A 16,034-nucleotide genomic window follows, 5' to 3' on the forward strand; every position below is an offset into this window, starting at 1 on the left:
ATTTTTTGATTTTATTTCTTATTGTTTTGCGATAATCATCATCCCGATTTTTCGGGAGATACTGATGTTTGCTCACAAAACGCCCGCTCGACCGGGACTTGCCAAGCTAGTTCTGGTCCTCATGCTTGGTGGTTTGATGTCAGCATGTGGCCACGTTCCTTTGGCCACCATTGCCAAGCTCAGCCAGTTCGACATGCTGGAAACAGATCCCGGCGCTTTGCGTCTCGCGGTTAAATACCCGGATGCAATCCGTATTCCCGAAGGTGGGGCGACCATGGCCCTGACGATCAAACGCAAGGCCGATGGCACTGTCTTGATGGAAGAACAGCTCGCCTTTGAGGAAACAGAATCCAAGGCGGACAAGGCTGAGTTATCGCAGGAACTGCAGACCGGTTATCACCTGGAAATCTATCGGATTCCGGAGGAAAACGTGCCGTTCTTCCGCAGTTTTCAAAAGCACATGGCCTCTATGTCCAAAAGTGATCGGGAGAAGGTTGAGGGCAATTTGAGTATCGGTGTGACTGGCTGCCTTCTGACCGATGAAAGGCCGTCAGAAATTCGTGTCAGCACCTTCTTAAAGGCTGCCGAATTGGGCGGGTTTATAACTCTCGTTCGCAATTTCGATCTGGAAGAGCAGATGGCGGAAATCGGCGGAGAAGAAGGTCTTGAGCGCTGCCCCGACGCCGTTTGAAGCACTGCCCTTCGAACGGGTGTCTGTCTTTTTAGACAAAGCCTTGATCTGGAGAGCCCCGGCCGTCCACTCTGATACCAGCGTATCCCTTTTGCGTGGGCATTGGCCACTGGACATCAATGCCATTCCGGAGGTGCTGAAATTCAAGCACGGTATATGGGCGTTGGTAGATCCACGGACGGTTAATGAGTGCATCCGGATTTGGGTCTGGCGCTGTCTCGTTCCGTTTTCCCAAGAAATAAAGATCGAACCCGAGTTCCGGCAGTTGTTCGCGGACCAGGTAACGCAGACCAAATTCTTCCTCACACTGCGCAAGGTCTGCCTCAATGTCGCTGGACCGAAGCGTGACCAATCCAATCTCCGCACCGCCGCCGAGCGGGCGTTCCAAATCCCCCGTTTCTGTTTTCGGGACACCCTCAAAAGTGTGCTGAAGCAACTCGATGATATGGCCTTCCGGGTCTTCAAGATGGCTTAGATAGCCGACATCGCGGAATTGATGCGGTGCAGATGCAGAAACGCCTTGTGCGGCCAAGACGGCATGTGCGCAGTCAAGGTCCGGCAATGTCACCCCGATTTTCCAGTACCGGTCGGAGCGTTCGTGCCGATATCGGTCTGAGCTGTTTGATTGTTTCAGCAGAAGAACAGCACCATCGGCCCCATATCCAACAGCGACATGGCCATCCCGTTCAGATCGGATCATGCCCAAAGTCCGGCAATAAAAGTCTGCCAGTATCGCCGGATCAGAGACGTTCAATTCAATGGCGGCGATGCGCGTGGTCATCCTACTGACCAAAGCGGTGTTAAAAGATCAGACACTGACGACACCTTCCGGTGCCGTCTCCAGCCGGAATGCTGCTGCCATAAGCGCTTTTGTGTAATCGGTTTCCGGCGCGTCGAAGATCTTTTCAGCCGGGCCGGATTCCACCACCTTGCCCTGCCGCATGACGACAACTTCGTTGGCAAGGGCCCGCACCACTTTCAAGTCATGAGATATGAAGAGGTATGCCAATCCATGAGCCTTTTGCAGGTCCCGCAAGAGATCGACCACCTGCGCCTGAACACTCATATCCAGTGCTGACGTCGGTTCGTCCAGCATGACAAACTTTGGCTCTAGCACCATTGCCCGGGCAATGGAGATGCGCTGCCGCTGACCACCTGAGAACTCATGCGGGTAGCGGTGACGCGTGGAAGCGTCCAGTCCAACCTCTTCCAGCGCGCCAGCGACTTTCCGGTCCCGCTCTTCTGAAGAGATGCCCGGGAAGTGCACCTGAAGGCCCTCTCCAACAATGTCTGCGACAGACATACGCGGGGAAAGCGCCCCAAACGGGTCCTGAAACACGATCTGCATGTCGCGGCGCAAAGGCCGCATTTCCTTCCAGGAGTTTTCCTGAATGTCCTGACCATTGAAGGCGATGCGGCCGGTGGAGGAAATCATTCTCAAAATCGCAAGCCCAAGTGTGGTCTTACCTGATCCACTCTCGCCCACGATCCCGAGCGTCTGTCCCTCCCGTACGGTGACATCAATGCCGTCAACGGCCTTTACATGGTCAACGGTCCGGCGCAAGAACCCGCGCTTGATCGGAAACCAGACCTTCAGGTCGTCAGCCTGCACGACGATCGGCTTGGTCTTGTCCGTTTCCGGCGGGTTGCCCTTAGGCTCTGCGGCCAGAAGATGCTTGGTGTAATCGTGTTGCGGATTGTCGAAAATCTCGGCGACCGGGCCCTGCTCAACGATCTTACCGCCGGTCATCACGCAGACCCGGTCGGCAAACTTGCGCACGATGCCGAGGTCATGGGTTATGAACAGCATGGCCATGCCCTGCTGGCGCTGCAGATCCTTCAACAGTTCCAGGATCTGCGCTTGCACGGTCACGTCGAGCGCGGTTGTCGGTTCGTCAGCGATCAAAAGGTCCGGTTCGTTCGCAAGCGCCATCGCAATCATGACACGCTGCCGCTGCCCGCCGGAAAGCTGGTGCGGATAAGACCCAAGGCGGGATTCCGGATCACGGATGCCGACCTGATTCATGAGTTCCAGAACCCGCGCGCGGGACTGGGTGTCGCTCATGCCCCGGTGTACTTTCAAGATTTCGGAGATCTGACGCTCGACCGTATGCAAAGGGTTGAGCGAGGTCATCGGCTCCTGAAAGATCATCGAGATCTCGTTGCCGCGCACCTTGCGCATCTCGTTGGCATTTGCCTGCAGGAGGTCTACGCCATCCTTGACGATTTTGCCCGTCGGGTGAGAGGCCGCCGGGTACGGCAGAAGTTTCAAGACCGACAAAGCCGAGACAGATTTCCCGGACCCACTTTCGCCAACCAGCGCAACGGTTTCCCCCTTGTTGATGTCAAAGGAGATACGGTCGACTGCAAGTGTTTCCCTGCCGCCCTGCGTGAAAGCAACGGAGAGATCCTGAATGGAGACGAGCGTGTCTTTGGTCATCTCGGCCTCCTTATGCCAGGCTCTTGCGCGGATCGAACGCATCGCGCACGGCTTCGCCAATGAAAATCAACAAACTTAGCATCAGCGAGATCACCAAGAACCCGGTGATGCCCAGCCAAGGCGCCTGAAGGTTGTTCTTGCCCTGTGCGAGCAGTTCGCCAAGCGATGCGGACCCAGGCGGCAGACCAAAGCCGAGGAAGTCCAACGCAGTCAACGTCGAGATAGATCCGTTCAGGATGAAGGGCATGAAGGTGAGTGTTGCCACCATCGCATTCGGCAACAGGTGCCGCCACATAATCACGCCGTTGGACACGCCCAGCGCGCGTGCCGCCGAGATGTATTCAAAGTTCCGACCACGCAGAAACTCTGCGCGCACTACGCCCACTAGCGCCACCCAAGAGAAGGCGAGCAGGATTGTGAAAAGCGTCCAGAATCCGGGAATGAGAACCGAGGACACAATCAGAATGAGATACAGCGTCGGGATGGCTGTCCAGATCTCAATGAAGCGCTGGAAGATCAAGTCCACCCAGCCGCCATAATAGCCCTGCACGGCCCCGGCCGCGATGCCGATCACCGAGGATGCCAGGGTCAGGGCCAGACCAAACAGGACCGAGATGCGGAAGCCGTAGACTAGACGCGCCAGAACATCGCGGCCCTGATCATCTGTGCCGAGCCAGTTCCAGTTGCCCATGACGCAGTTCGGATCGTCCGCACCCATCGGGTAGCGCTGACACCGCTCTTCCTTATCCAGCATCCACGACGGCGGGGCTGGCGCGGGCACCGGTATTTCATGGTTCACGGTACGGTAGGAGTACCGCACCGGCGGCCAGAGCATCCAGCCGTTCGCTTCGATCTCTTCCTGGATGAACGGATCCCGATAGTCGGTGATTGCCAGAAAGCCGCCAAACTTTTCTTCCGGGTAATCGACGAAGACCGGGGTCAGTATCTCGCCGTTGTAGGAGACGAGGATTGGCCGGTCGTTGGTCAAGAACTCGGCGCCCATGGCGAGCACAAACAGCACCAGAAAAATCCAGAGCGACCAGTAACCCCGGCGATTGGCCTTGAAGTTGGCAAGGCGCCGCTGGTTGATCGGCGACAGGCGCATCTTTTTGGGCGGTGGTGCCGTTTCCTCCGCCAGCGGGTTCAACACATCGTAGCCGGCGTTTTCGAGGTCCTTGTTCAGACGACTGTCCATTGCCTCACACCTCCCGGCTTTCAAAATCGATCCGCGGATCGATCCAGGTGTAGGTGAGGTCAGAGATGAGATTCACCAGAAGTCCCATCAGCGAGAAAATGTACAGCGTTGCAAAGACCACCGCGTAATCGCGATTGATGATGGATTCAAAACCGAGCAGCCCGAGACCATCCAGCGAAAAGATCGTCTCGATCAACAGGGAACCGGCAAAGAAGGACGAGATGAAAGCCCCCGGGAAACCAGCCACCACGATCAGCATCGCGTTCCGGAACACATGGCCGTAAAGAACCTGGCTTTCCGTCAACCCTTTTGCGCGCGCGGTGATCACATATTGCTTGCGAATCTCATCCAGGAAGGAATTTTTGGTGAGCAGCGTGGTTGTCGCAAAAGCCGACAGAACCATCGCTGTCAGTGGCAAGGCCAGGTGCCAGAAATAATCAAGGATCCGTTCCGGCCAAGACAGGCTCTCCCAATTGTCGGACACCAATCCCCTCAGCGGGAAGATGTCCCAGAAGGACCCGCCGGCGAAGAGGACGATCAAGAGGACAGCAAACAAGAACCCGGGAATTGCATAGGCGACCACAATCACCCCGGAGGTCCAAACATCAAAGCGCGAGCCATCGCTGACCGCCTTGCGGATGCCAAGCGGGATCGAGACCGCATAGGAAATCAGCGTCATCCACAGACCGAGCGAGATCGACACGGGCAGTTTTTCGGCGATCAGGTCGAGGATGCGAATGTCTCGGAAGTAACTCTCACCGAAATCAAACCGCGCATAATTCCAGAGCATGCTCAAGAACCGTTCCAGCGGCGGCTTGTCGAACCCGAATTGCGCTTCCAGCTCCTTGATGAATTCCGGATCCAGCCCCTGAGCGCCGCGATATTTGGACGTAACACTGTCACCACCGCCCGCGCTTGCGCCGGACGATTCATTGCCGATGTTTCCCATATCGCTGCCGCCACCGCTGATGCGCGATGTTGCATCGACATCCGTGCCGGAGATCTGCGCAATGACGCGTTCAACCGGTCCACCGGGTGCAAACTGGATGATGAAAAAATTGATTGCCATGATCCCGACAAGGGTCGGGATCATGAGCAACAAACGGCGGAGAATATAAGCGCCCATAGGGGTCTTTTTTATCCCTTTGCGTCTCAGCTCGAAAACCGAGCATAGAGAGTGTCTGTTATTTTCTAACCGGCATCTTCAATGATTTTGGCTTTTTCCGGATCTATCCACCAAAGATCTTCCACGGGGAAGAAATACTTTGGCGGTTCCGGTGGAAAACCGAACAAGTCCCAGATGGCCACCGAATGGGTGTTCTTGTACCATTGCGGGATCCAATAGTAACCGGCACGCAAGACACGGTCGATCGCTCGGGCTGCGGTCACCATTTCCTCCTTGGACTGCGCCGCCAGGACTTTGTCGGTCAAGGCATCAATCACGGGATCGGAAATGCCGGCAAGATTGCTGCTTCCCGGCACAGTGGCTGAGCGGGTGGTCCAGTACTCCCGGATCGGATCAGACAATGTGGCACTGAAGGCAAACCGGCGGCTGGCTATGTCGAAGTCGAACTCGTTCAAGCGGGCCTGATATTGGGCTCCGTCCACGACCCGGAAAGTTGCGTCGACACCGAGCCGCTTCAGGTTCTTGATGAATGGATTGACGATCCGTTCAAACGACGTTGTGTTGTTCAGAAATTCGATAGTGAACGGTTTGCCGTCTGGTCCGACAAGGTTTGATCCGTCGCGCGTGTATCCCGCCTCCTGCAAAAGCTCGTTGGCCCGGCGCAGCAGTCCACGGTCAAAACCCGACCCATCGCTGACCGGCGGCGTCACGGGCTCCCCGAAGACAGCTTCCGGCAGCTGATCCCGGTAAGGCTCCAACAAAGCCAGCTCCGCACCCTGGGGCACGCCTTCGGCCTTCATCTCCGAGTTTTCGAAGTACGACTGCGTTCTTTGATAAAGATCGTAAAAGAGGTTCTTGTTGGACCATTCGAAGTCAAACGCGTAGCCAAGGGCTTCGCGCACACGCGGGTCCTTGAACTTCTCGCGGCGCGTGTTGAGAAACCAACCTTGCGCGCCGGAAGGACGGCCGTCCGGAAAGACCTTTGTCACCACCCTGCCATCTTCGACCGCCGGGAAATTGTATTCGGTCGCCCAGTTCTTTGACGAAAATTCCTCGCGGTAGCGGACGGTTCCTTTTTTGAACGCCTCAAAAGCAACCTGGCGCTCTCGGAAGAACTCCACTCGCACGATCTGGAAGTTTTTCTGTCCGCGCAGCACGGGAAGGTCATTGGCCCAATAGTCATCGACCTTATGGTATTCGACGAAACGCCCGACAGCGTGTTTGCCAACCTTATAAGGGCCCGACGACAGCGGCGGGGTCAGCGTACTCTGCTCAAAGTCGTAGGCCGTGTAGTAGCGTTTTGAAAAGATCGGGTAACCGGCGGCGACACCGAGCGGATAATTGCGGGACTGTGTCCCATCAAACTGCAGGGCGACGCGATGTTCATCGAGAACTTCCGCATCGGTCAGAACCCGCATCGGCTGACTGATGTTCGGATGGCCGTGCTCTTTGAGAAGCAGCATGGAGAAAGCAACGTCTTCAGCTGTCAGCTTTGAGCCATCATGAAACTTTGCTTCAGGCCGCAAATTGAAGATGAAGCGATTGCCGTCTTCGGAGACCTCAACACTTTCTGCGACGAGCCCATAAACCGCATCCGGTTCATCATAGGCCCTGACCATGAGAGTGTCGAAACACAGCTCCATCCGCGGCGGTGCATCCCCTTTCAAAATGAAGGAATTGAAGGTGTTGTAAGTCAAAACATTCTGATTGAAGGACCAGTACGGCGCTTGAAAATTGAACGTTCCGCCTTTTGGTGCATCCGGGTTCACGTAGTCAAAGTGCGTGAAGTCCGGCCCATATTTCAGGTCTCCAAACACTGAAAGGCCATGACGTGGGCCTGTGCTCTCACCGGCTGAATATGCTGCCCGTGAGAGAAGCGGTCCGGATGCAGCCGCAAGTGCTGTTGCTGCGGAGAGCTTCAAGACCTGCCGTCGGTCCGGCCCCTGACGGTTCGTCATTGTACTGCTCCGGTTTTTGCTGCCTTTTCTTCGTCATACCACCAGATCTCCGGGAACCCGGTGCTGTATTCCGGCATGTTTTCCGGGTGAGAGAACCGGTCCCAACGCGCTGTTCGGGTCTCATCGACGTAGAACTGCGGCACTACGTAGTGGTTCCATAACAGGACACGGTCCAGGGCGTGGGTCGCAGCAACAAGGGTTTCACGATCTTCTGCAAAGATCACCTTGTCGATCAGGTGATCGATGGCTGGGTTTTTGATGCCGCCGTAGTTGGCCGAGCTCGCATTGTCGGCAGAAACAGACCCCCAATACTCCCGTTGCTCGTTCCCCGGTGACAAAGACTGCCCGATCGCCAAGGTCGTCGCATCGAAGTCGCGTGCCCGAACCCGATTGATGAACTGGGACGTATCGACAAGCCGCAAGACAGCCTTGATGCCGATACTCTCCAGATTTTTTGCGTAGGGCAGCAGAGAGCGCTCACTGGCCTTGTCGCGGTAAAGAAACTCGATCGTGAGCTGCTCACCGGTTGCCTCATCGACCATCTGGCGCCCTTCGAGTTTGTAACCGGCACCGCGGAGAAGATTAACGGCCTCACGCAAATTGGCCCGGACGTTTTGCGGGGAACCGCCAACCGGGTTCTTGAATTCTTCGGTAAAGACTTCCGGCGGCACCTGATCGCGAACCTCTTCAAGAATTTCCAGTTCCTTTCCAGTCGGCAGACCTGACGATGCCAGTTCCGTGCCTGAGAAATAGGAATTCACGCGTTTCAGAAGATTGGCAGAGATGATTTCGTTGGTGGTTTCAAAATCATAGGCATAGTTCAGCGCCCGGCGCACGTCCGGGTTCTTGAACTTGTCTCTTCTGAGGTTCAGGAAGTATCCCTGCATCACGCCGGTGGATCGGTCCGGAAAGATCTCGCGCACGACCCGCCCGTCGCGAAGTGCTGGAAAGTCATACCGCTTCGCCCATTGGCTTGAGCTGCGTTCGGTATGGAAATCGTATTGATCGCCTTTGAAGCCTTCGAACTGAACCGCATCGTCCAGAAAGATAACGTACCGGATCTCGTCGAAGTTGCCAGTTCCGGCCCGGATCGGCAAATCCCCGCCCCAATAATCGTCGACCCGTTCGTAGTTCACTTGCCGGTTCGCCGAAAAATCCTTGATCCGGTATTGACCGGATCCTAGGGGCGGCTCCAGCGAACTCTTGGAGAGATCCCGAGGCTCACCCTTGTCATTGGTTCCTTCCCACCAATGCTTTGGCAGGATCGTGAGTTGACCCATGATCTTGGGAAGTTCCCGGTTGCCAGATGTGTCGAAGGTGAACCGAACAATATTGCCGTCAACGATTTCGGCATTCGTGACGTTCTTATAATAGAACTTCCGCTGCGGATTGAGTTCGATTGATTTCTCAAACGACCAGATCACATCTTCGGCCGTCACCGGTTGCCCGTCATGCCATTTGGCGTTCGGGTTCATTCGGTATTCGACCCAAGAATAGTCATCCGGATATCTGACGCCATCTGCCAGAACACCGTACTGCGCACTGATGTCGTCTTCATCAAGAGACGGTTCCATCAGGCTTTCGTAAATGTTCAGGATCCCAGGTGCAGGCTGGCCTTTGGGCGGCAGGAAGTTGAAGGTGTCGAACCCGCCGCGGGCTGCGAGGCGCACTTTGCCGCCTTTCGGCGCATCAGGGTTTACATAGTCAAAATGTTCGGCGTCAGGGCCATATTTCGGCGTGCCATTCAAAGCCGCAGCATGTTTCCACTGAGGATCTTGCGCCACTGCGGGGTTGGCGATTGCAGCGACCAGCAACAAAACTCCTGTCAGTATTGCCGTCACCGCTGGTTTTTCGTTTGCACGCCAAGCGGCTCGCATCACTTGCTCCGTTGCTGTTGTCCGGGCCGCAGTTTGCGGTATGGAAACAGTTTAGGGAGCGGTGGCCAAAAAACCACCCATTAAGCGTGACATGACAGAAATTTAACCGGTTTGCGAGAGCTCGTTGCCGGAGATGGTTTCCGATTCTTTCCGCCCCTTAGTCTTTTGGCTGTACATCCGGCTGTCGGCTACTCTGAGCAGATGGTCAATGGTGCCTGCATCGCTTGGAAAGCTTGCACTGCCGATACTGGCGCTCACACCGATGCGCACACCGGAGAACTCAAAAACCTCTGAAAGACGTTCACCCAAGCGCTCCAGGAACGCTTCCCGTTCCAGGCGGCGCATGTTTCCGGGGGTCAAAACGATGAACTCATCACCACCCACACGGGCAACCGTATCTGTCTGCCGTGTCTGCTGCTGTAGCCGGTGACCGATTTCGACCAGCAACTGATCCCCGGCCGCATGCCCATAATTGTCATTGATCGGCTTGAAGGCATCAAGATCGACATAGAAGATCTCAAAGCCGGACCCGGTCCGATCGGACATGACCGCCAATTGGAGCATCCTGTCTTCCAAGAGCCGCCGATTGGCCAACCCGGTCAGCGGGTCGTGCAACGCCATTGAGCGAACCTTGTAAACCTCGCTGATCAGCAAAAAGGCCATGGCGCCGAACAGAAGCGAAATCAAACTCCCGACGAGCTGTGTGATCCAGATGCTGCGTTCGTTGCTGTTCCAACCGTTTTCTGGATAGCCCAGCACTTCCCATGTCAAACCGCCGGGCAGGTTCAAGGGGAGCCTTACACTGTCAATATCCATCAAGCCGAAGCTTCCGAATATATGCGCCTTTTCCGGTGTGGAAGCAGCTTTGTCCACGATCCCAATCCGCAGCTGTTTGACAGTGTCAGAGATGCCAGCAGCTTGCATCAGACCCGCTTCATCGACCACAAGAGATAGCACACCCCAATACGGGCGCTCCGGCTTGGGCTGTCCGAGTTCGGCCGGCGGGAATACAGGGATCCGGATCAAAAGCGCGCGACCGCCCTGAACGAGTTCCAAGGGCCCGGCAATGACAATCTCTCGAGAGAGCATGGCCTGTCTGATTGCAGGCCATTGGCTTGTGTTCAATCGGTAATCCAAGCCGATGGCCGACTGGTTGGGCTGATACGGATAGACAGCTTGCAGGACATTGTCCGGTGCAAGTCCGATCGATCTTATGACTGGATTTTCATCAATCAAATCAGACGCGATTGCATCGTATTTTCGCGCATTGAACGGCTCTATCGAGGACTCAATGACATTGGCCCGCAGACCGATACCGTAGGCAACTGTGCGGTTGAGTTCGCCTTCCAGCTTGGCACGGACTTCTGAAAGATTAGCAACGGCCTGACGTTTGTTTTGGGACATGATTTCGCTGCGCACCGTGTACCCGACATGCGCCGTAACCGCGATCCCAGCCAGAAAGCAAATCACCGCCGTCAGCGAAGCAACCCACGCCCCATTGCTATGTACAAAGAATTGACGCAGTGCGTTCATGCTTGCCCAATCCAATTGGATTGTCGTTCCTGCCAATATTACCTAAATGATACGTAACGTCACAAAACTTAATTTTTCTTCAAATCGCAATAAAAAAGCCGGGCAATTGCCCGGCTTCCAAATGTAGTCACAGCATTTCACCAGTGCTTATTGGGGTTATTCTCCCGGAAGCGGCTTTGGTGTAGCAGCCTGCTCCCGCATGTAGGCAATCAGGTCAGCCCGCTCTTCAGACTTGCGGATACCTGCAAAGCCCATGGACGTGCCCGGGATGTATTTTTTCGGGGCAGCGAGGAAGTTATAAAGGCCCTCGTAGGTCCACTCCGGATTTTCCTCGCCGTATGCAGCCATTGCGCTGGAATAATTTACGCCATCAACACCACCCGGCTTACGACCAACGATTTCCCAAAGGTTCGGGCCGACTTTGTTCGCGCCGCCCTGCTCGAAGGTGTGGCACGCCGCACATTTCTTTGCAGCACTCTCGCCGTCACTAGCAGCAGCAGCCATGAGCAACTCGCCAATCGGAACGACATCCGGCTCCGGTGTGACTTCTGACGTTGAATCTTCCGCAGCGGCCACGACAATTTCATAGCCGGGCTTGCCCGGGATCGTCGGCTTGAAAATTATGTCAGACACAATTCCCAAACCCATAGTCAGAATAAGCACCATAAGAACCGCACCAGCGGCCTTGTTCAGCGTGAAGGAATCCATTCTCTCCGGCTCCAAGCTCATACGCGTCCGGGCCCGTAACTTGAGGTCACGAACCCTATCAGCTCCTCGAATTTTGCCGGAACCTACAAATTTTTTGACCTCGCTGTCCATAGCTTTAAAAGGGCAACGTGTACGACATTCGGACGCGCCCCCGGAAAAACACAGTTTTCCGAACAAAAAACCCGCCAAAGGAGACTGGATTGAGCGCTGCACTTGTTATTGTTCCGGCCCGACTGGCCGCAACACGACTGCCCCGGAAGCCGTTGGCGGATATTTGCGGAAAACCAATGATTGTCCGGGTACTCGAGCAGGCCCTCAACGCAGATATCGGACCAGTCGCCGTTGCGACTGATGACACGAGTATCGCAGAGGCGGTCCGGGATCATGGCGGAACTGCTGTTTTGACCCGGGACGACCATGAATCTGGTTCAGACCGCATCTTTGAAGCAGCGCAGACCCTGGACCCCGACCAGAAGCACGACACTGTATTGAATGTTCAGGGCGATGTGCCCCTGATTGAGCCTGAAGCGATTCGGGCTGCCTTCGCCCCCCTTTCGGTCTCAGGCGTAGACATTGGCACCATCATGACCGAAATCCGGGATGAACGGTTCCGCGACGACCCGAACTTCGTCAAAGCAGTCACGACACCGAACGGGCACGGGCACGGGCACAACAGGGCGCTTTATTTTACCCGCGCAACCGCGCCAGGTGGCGATGGTCCGCTTTATCAGCACATCGGCATCTATGCCTATCGCCGCGCCGCGCTGGCGCGTTTTGTCTCGCTATCGCCATCACCACTGGAAAAGCGGGAAAAATTGGAACAATTGCGCGCACTCGAGGCCGGCATGCGCATTGATGTATCGGAGATTGCCTCCGCGCCTATGGACGTGAACACACCTGAAGATCTAGAACGGGCTCGATTAGCCTATCAATCCTTATAAAACGCCGCACCAAAGCTGGACACATCAATGAGCAATGCGAAAAAAATCGTCTTCCAGGGCGAAACCGGCGCCAATTCCCACATGGCCTGCCGTGACGTTTATCCCGACTACGAAGCCATTCCCTGCGCGACGTTTGAAGACTGTTTTTCGGCAATGGCGGACGGTAAAGCCGACCTGGCGATGATCCCGATCGAAAATTCGGTCGCGGGCCGTGTCGCGGACATTCACCATCTTCTGCCTGGTTCCAATTTGCACATCATCGGCGAGTACTTCATGCCGATCCGGTTCCAGTTGATGGCTCCAAAAGGGACCAAGGTTGAAAATCTTACAACGGTACAAAGCCACGTCCATGCGCTGGGGCAATGCCGGAACATCATCCGCGAGCTGGGTTTAAACGCTGTAGTTGGCGCCGACACCGCCGGCTCGGCTCGTCAGATTGCCGAGCTGGGCGATCCCACCCATGCAGCACTTGCTCCACGGATGGCCGCTGATATCTACGGTCTCGACATCCTGCGTAAAGACGTGGAAGACGAGGCACACAACACCACGCGGTTTGTGATCCTGTCCCGCGACAAGATGGAGGCAGCCCACAACGGCCAGCCGGTAATCAGCACCTTCATCTTCCGGGTCCGCAATGTGCCGGCCGCTCTGTACAAAGCGCTCGGCGGCTTTGCGACGAATAATGTGAACATGACCAAGCTGGAATCCTACCAGCTGGAGGGGCAGTTCTTCGCGTCCATGTTCTACGCAGACATCGAAGGGCACCCAAACGATCCGCATGTTGCGTTGGCCTTGGAAGAGCTCGCCTTCTTCTGCGCGGAGCTCAAGATCGTTGGTGTTTACCGGGCGAGCCCGTTCCGCGACAAAATTCGTGAACCGGAAGCTAACCGGGCCTTAAGACCCAATCCGCAATCTTAAGAACGACGCCCATTCTTTCAGGACCCTTAGAGGACCCAATGACCGAAATTCGTTTTGATGCCCTGTGCATCGGCAATGCTATTTGTGATGTGTTTGCCCATGTCGAGGAAGACTTTCTTCTCCAGGAGGGCCTGGTCAAAGGGTCCATGCGGCTCATCGAGACCGATGAAGCCGTGGCCTTGTTCAACAAGATGGGCCAAACGGTCCGCATCTCCGGCGGCAGCGCAGGCAACACGGCGGCTGGAATTGCCTCTCTCGGGGGCCGCCCGGCTTATTTTGGGAAAGTCGCCGAAGATGAACTCGGCGACAGCTACTACCACGACATGAACGGCACAGGTGTCTACTACAACACCCCGCGCCTGCGTGAATGGAAGCCCACGGCCCGCTCAATGATCCTGATCACCCCGGACGGTGAGCGCACCATGAACACATATCTTGGCGCGTGCACGGAGTTCAGCCCGTCAGATGTTGACGAAGACGTAGTTGCCGCTGCCGCAGTCACCTACATGGAAGGCTATTTGTGGGATCCGGAAGAGGCAAAAAAAGCTTTCCTCGCGGCTGCAGAGATCGCACACAAGCATGATCGGAAAGTGGCAATCACCTTATCCGACTCCTTCTGTGTTGACCGTTACCGGGATGAATTTACCGGCCTGCTGTCAGATGGCGTCGTTGATCTGATGTTCGCCAATGAGCATGAAATCAAGGCGCTTTATCAGACGGGAGACCTGGACACAGCCATTTCTGCCGCACGTGAGAGCGGCGCAATGACCGCCCTTACGCTCGGAAAAGAGGGCGCGATGATCATCACACCTGAGGAAACCGTCAAGGTTCCTGCCCAGCAAGTTGACAATGTCGTTGACCTCACCGGTGCCGGCGACCTCTTTGCCGCCGGCTTTCTGTTTGGCCTCGCACGAGATTACTCGCTCACCAATGCCGCTGAGCTCGGCTGCATCTGTGCCTCTAGCGTTATCAAACACGTCGGCGCCCGCCCCGAGCGGCCGCTGAAAAACCTTGCAGCGCAGAATGGCTTTGAAGTGTGAATACCAAAAAGGCGGCCCACCGGCCGCCTTTTTTCTCATAAGTTTTGTAGTCCCTAGGCGGCCAGATCCTGGACGCTGATGACTTTTCCATCTTCATCCAGGCGATAGATGATCGGCGTGCCGGTCCCGAGCTCCCGCTTCAGGATTTCTTCCGGGCTCAGCCCTTCCAGTTCCATGATGAGCGACCGCAGCGAATTGCCGTGGGCTGCAACGATCGTGCGCTTGCCAGACAAGACGCGCGGCAATATCTCGGCTTTGTAGTACGGCAGAACACGTTCGGCGGTCATTTTGAGGCTCTCACCCCCCGGGGGCGGAATGTCGTAAGATCGGCGCCAGATGTGAACCTGTTCCTCGCCGAACTTTTCTCGGGCCCCATCCTTGTTCATGCCGGTCAAATCGCCATAGTCACGCTCGTTCAGAGCCTGATCCTTGAAAGTTTCGAGGCCGGTTTGGTCAAGCTCATCAAGAATGATCCCGAGCGTTTTCTGGGCACGGGACAACACCGACGTAAAGGCCAGATCGAAATTTAGTTTCAGATCCCGCAGCTGCTCGCCCGCCTTATGCGCTTCGGCAACACCCTGGTCGGTCAGACCCGGGTCTTTCCAGCCTGTGAACAGGTTTTTCAGGTTCCATTCGCTCTGTCCGTGGCGGACAAGCACTAGCAGGCGTTCCATAAAGATCTCCTTAGGTGGATCATCTTGAATTGATCAGGTGTCCAGGCCGAGGACATCGGCCATGGAATATAATCCGGGTTTCTGGTCGAAGCCCCACAGGGCCGCCTTGACCGCGCCGCGTGCGAACAGCTGCCGGTCTTCGGCGCGGTGCGTCAGCTCAATCCGCTCGCCTTCACCGGCGAAAATCACGGAGTGCTCTCCTATGACGGATCCGCCCCGAAGGGTCGCAAAACCGATATCGCCGGTTTTTCGCGGTTCCATAATACCGTCACGGCTTCGAACTGAATGGGTCTGGAGATCGATCCCGCGGCCTTCTGCGGCAGCTTCGCCAAGAAGCAAAGCAGTGCCGGACGGCGCATCGACCTTGTGTTTGTGATGCATTTCCAGAACTTCGATATCAAAGTCTGCGTCCAATGCCCCTGCCGCCTTGCGCACAAGACTCGCCAGCAAATTGACGCCAAGGCTCATGTTGCCGGATTTGATAATCCGTGCGTGCCTTGCAGCGGCGCGAAGAGGTGTTTCCTCCTCCGGCGTCCAACCAGTCGTTCCGATGACATGAACGATCCGCGCTTGGGCCGCCAACTCAGCAAACCATATGCTCGCTTTCGGCGCTGTAAAATCCAAGACCCCGTCGGCTTTCGCAAATGCAGACAACGGATCATCGGTCACAGGGACATTCAAAGCGCCAACGCCGGCAAGCTCACCCACATCCTGACCTAGGAATGGTGATCCCTCTTGCTCAATGGCCGCAACCACGTCTGCTCCCGCAGCATCTGTGACGGCCCGGGTCAAGGCCCGTCCCATCCGGCCACCTGCACCAACCACGACCAAGCGCATTGAACCCATACCTTGTTCCCTTCAAAGTTGGCAGCGGTATAGCAGGTTCGTAACTGCAGGCAAATGTCTGATGCGAGCGCAACAAACACGGGCGCT

14 protein-coding genes are annotated in these 16,034 nt (G+C 55.9%); 4 read left to right on the top strand and 10 right to left on the bottom strand.

Features of this window, described 5'->3' with window-relative positions; translation table 11 throughout:
• Positions 1–64 precede the first annotated feature (64 nt).
• Positions 65–691 (top strand): hypothetical protein, encoded by a 627-nt coding sequence (locus AC0J4F_RS03335; RefSeq protein ID WP_133949249.1) that lies wholly within the window; start codon positions 65–67, stop codon positions 689–691.
• A 31-nt stretch (positions 692–722) separates the two neighbouring features.
• On the opposite strand, the gene AC0J4F_RS03340 is transcribed toward AC0J4F_RS03335, so the two are convergent.
• The 8 genes from AC0J4F_RS03340 to AC0J4F_RS03375 form a co-directional block, all read right to left on the bottom strand.
• Complete coding sequence (locus AC0J4F_RS03340; protein WP_133949251.1) at positions 723–1,472, bottom strand: VOC family protein; 750 nt, start codon at positions 1,470–1,472, stop codon at positions 723–725.
• Positions 1,473–1,499: 27 nt separating this feature from the next.
• A complete protein-coding gene (locus tag AC0J4F_RS03345; RefSeq protein ID WP_209172105.1) occupies positions 1,500–3,131 on the bottom strand; it encodes an ABC transporter ATP-binding protein in 1,632 nt (543 codons plus the stop codon).
• 10 nt (positions 3,132–3,141) lie between these two features.
• Positions 3,142–4,236, bottom strand: coding sequence for an ABC transporter permease (locus tag AC0J4F_RS03350; RefSeq protein WP_286190023.1), 1,095 nt, complete (start codon positions 4,234–4,236; stop codon positions 3,142–3,144).
• 94 nt (positions 4,237–4,330) lie between these two features.
• Positions 4,331–5,452, bottom strand: coding sequence for a microcin C ABC transporter permease YejB (locus AC0J4F_RS03355; protein WP_133949257.1), 1,122 nt, complete (start codon positions 5,450–5,452; stop codon positions 4,331–4,333).
• A gap of 65 nt (positions 5,453–5,517) precedes the next feature.
• Positions 5,518–7,410 (bottom strand): extracellular solute-binding protein, encoded by a 1,893-nt coding sequence (locus AC0J4F_RS03360; RefSeq protein WP_473025395.1) that lies wholly within the window; start codon positions 7,408–7,410, stop codon positions 5,518–5,520.
• On the bottom strand, positions 7,407–9,287 hold the full coding sequence (locus tag AC0J4F_RS03365; protein WP_473025396.1) for an extracellular solute-binding protein: 1,881 nt from the start codon (positions 9,285–9,287) through the stop codon (positions 7,407–7,409). The genes AC0J4F_RS03360 and AC0J4F_RS03365 overlap by 4 nt, the downstream gene beginning before the upstream one ends.
• A 102-nt stretch (positions 9,288–9,389) precedes the next feature.
• Complete coding sequence (locus tag AC0J4F_RS03370) at positions 9,390–10,820, bottom strand: diguanylate cyclase (protein WP_473025397.1); 1,431 nt, start codon at positions 10,818–10,820, stop codon at positions 9,390–9,392.
• Between the two features lie 156 nt (positions 10,821–10,976).
• Entirely contained in the window at positions 10,977–11,528 is a 552-nt protein-coding gene (locus AC0J4F_RS03375; protein ID WP_008189097.1) for a c-type cytochrome, read from the bottom strand.
• 200 nt (positions 11,529–11,728) lie between these two features.
• Here AC0J4F_RS03375 and AC0J4F_RS03380 point away from each other — a divergent pair, with 200 nt between their 5' ends.
• Genes AC0J4F_RS03380 through AC0J4F_RS03390 form a run of 3 tightly spaced genes read left to right on the top strand, consistent with a single transcriptional unit; the run spans position 11,729 to position 14,427 of the window.
• A complete protein-coding gene (locus tag AC0J4F_RS03380) occupies positions 11,729–12,469 on the top strand; it encodes a 3-deoxy-manno-octulosonate cytidylyltransferase (RefSeq protein ID WP_473025398.1) in 741 nt (246 codons plus the stop codon).
• Between the two features lie 27 nt (positions 12,470–12,496).
• Positions 12,497–13,387, top strand: coding sequence for a prephenate dehydratase (locus AC0J4F_RS03385; RefSeq protein WP_133949267.1), 891 nt, complete (start codon positions 12,497–12,499; stop codon positions 13,385–13,387).
• 38 nt (positions 13,388–13,425) lie between these two features.
• Complete coding sequence (locus AC0J4F_RS03390; RefSeq protein ID WP_133949269.1) at positions 13,426–14,427, top strand: adenosine kinase; 1,002 nt, start codon at positions 13,426–13,428, stop codon at positions 14,425–14,427.
• Between the two features lie 53 nt (positions 14,428–14,480).
• Here the strand turns inward: AC0J4F_RS03390 and AC0J4F_RS03395 are convergent, their stop codons facing one another.
• Both AC0J4F_RS03395 and dapB read right to left on the bottom strand, forming a co-directional pair.
• Entirely contained in the window at positions 14,481–15,101 is a 621-nt protein-coding gene (locus tag AC0J4F_RS03395) for a 2,3-bisphosphoglycerate-dependent phosphoglycerate mutase (protein ID WP_473025399.1), read from the bottom strand.
• A 33-nt stretch (positions 15,102–15,134) separates the two neighbouring features.
• Positions 15,135–15,947 carry a 4-hydroxy-tetrahydrodipicolinate reductase gene (dapB, locus tag AC0J4F_RS03400; protein ID WP_473025400.1) on the bottom strand — a complete coding sequence of 271 codons (813 nt, stop codon included), beginning with the start codon at positions 15,945–15,947 and terminating at the stop codon, positions 15,135–15,137.
• Positions 15,948–16,034 lie beyond the last annotated feature (87 nt).

The sequence above is a fragment of the Roseibium sp. R5 genome, assembly GCF_055755305.1.

Coding starts and splice junctions, on each gene's coding strand:
- AC0J4F_RS03365 (WP_473025396.1), bottom strand. CDS start 9,287: ATGCGAGCCGCTTGGCGTGCAAACGAAAAACCAGCGGTGACGGCAATA.
- AC0J4F_RS03390 (WP_133949269.1), top strand. CDS start 13,426: ATGACCGAAATTCGTTTTGATGCCCTGTGCATCGGCAATGCTATTTGT.
- AC0J4F_RS03395 (WP_473025399.1), bottom strand. CDS start 15,101: ATGGAACGCCTGCTAGTGCTTGTCCGCCACGGACAGAGCGAATGGAAC.
- AC0J4F_RS03350 (WP_286190023.1), bottom strand. CDS start 4,236: ATGCGCCTGTCGCCGATCAACCAGCGGCGCCTTGCCAACTTCAAGGCC.
- AC0J4F_RS03360 (WP_473025395.1), bottom strand. CDS start 7,410: ATGACGAACCGTCAGGGGCCGGACCGACGGCAGGTCTTGAAGCTCTCC.
- AC0J4F_RS03345 (WP_209172105.1), bottom strand. CDS start 3,131: ATGACCAAAGACACGCTCGTCTCCATTCAGGATCTCTCCGTTGCTTTC.
- AC0J4F_RS03355 (WP_133949257.1), bottom strand. CDS start 5,452: ATGGGCGCTTATATTCTCCGCCGTTTGTTGCTCATGATCCCGACCCTT.
- AC0J4F_RS03340 (WP_133949251.1), bottom strand. CDS start 1,472: ATGACCACGCGCATCGCCGCCATTGAATTGAACGTCTCTGATCCGGCG.
- AC0J4F_RS03335 (WP_133949249.1), top strand. CDS start 65: ATGTTTGCTCACAAAACGCCCGCTCGACCGGGACTTGCCAAGCTAGTT.
- AC0J4F_RS03385 (WP_133949267.1), top strand. CDS start 12,497: ATGAGCAATGCGAAAAAAATCGTCTTCCAGGGCGAAACCGGCGCCAAT.
- AC0J4F_RS03370 (WP_473025397.1), bottom strand. CDS start 10,820: ATGAACGCACTGCGTCAATTCTTTGTACATAGCAATGGGGCGTGGGTT.
- dapB (WP_473025400.1), bottom strand. CDS start 15,947: ATGGGTTCAATGCGCTTGGTCGTGGTTGGTGCAGGTGGCCGGATGGGA.
- AC0J4F_RS03375 (WP_008189097.1), bottom strand. CDS start 11,528: ATGGATTCCTTCACGCTGAACAAGGCCGCTGGTGCGGTTCTTATGGTG.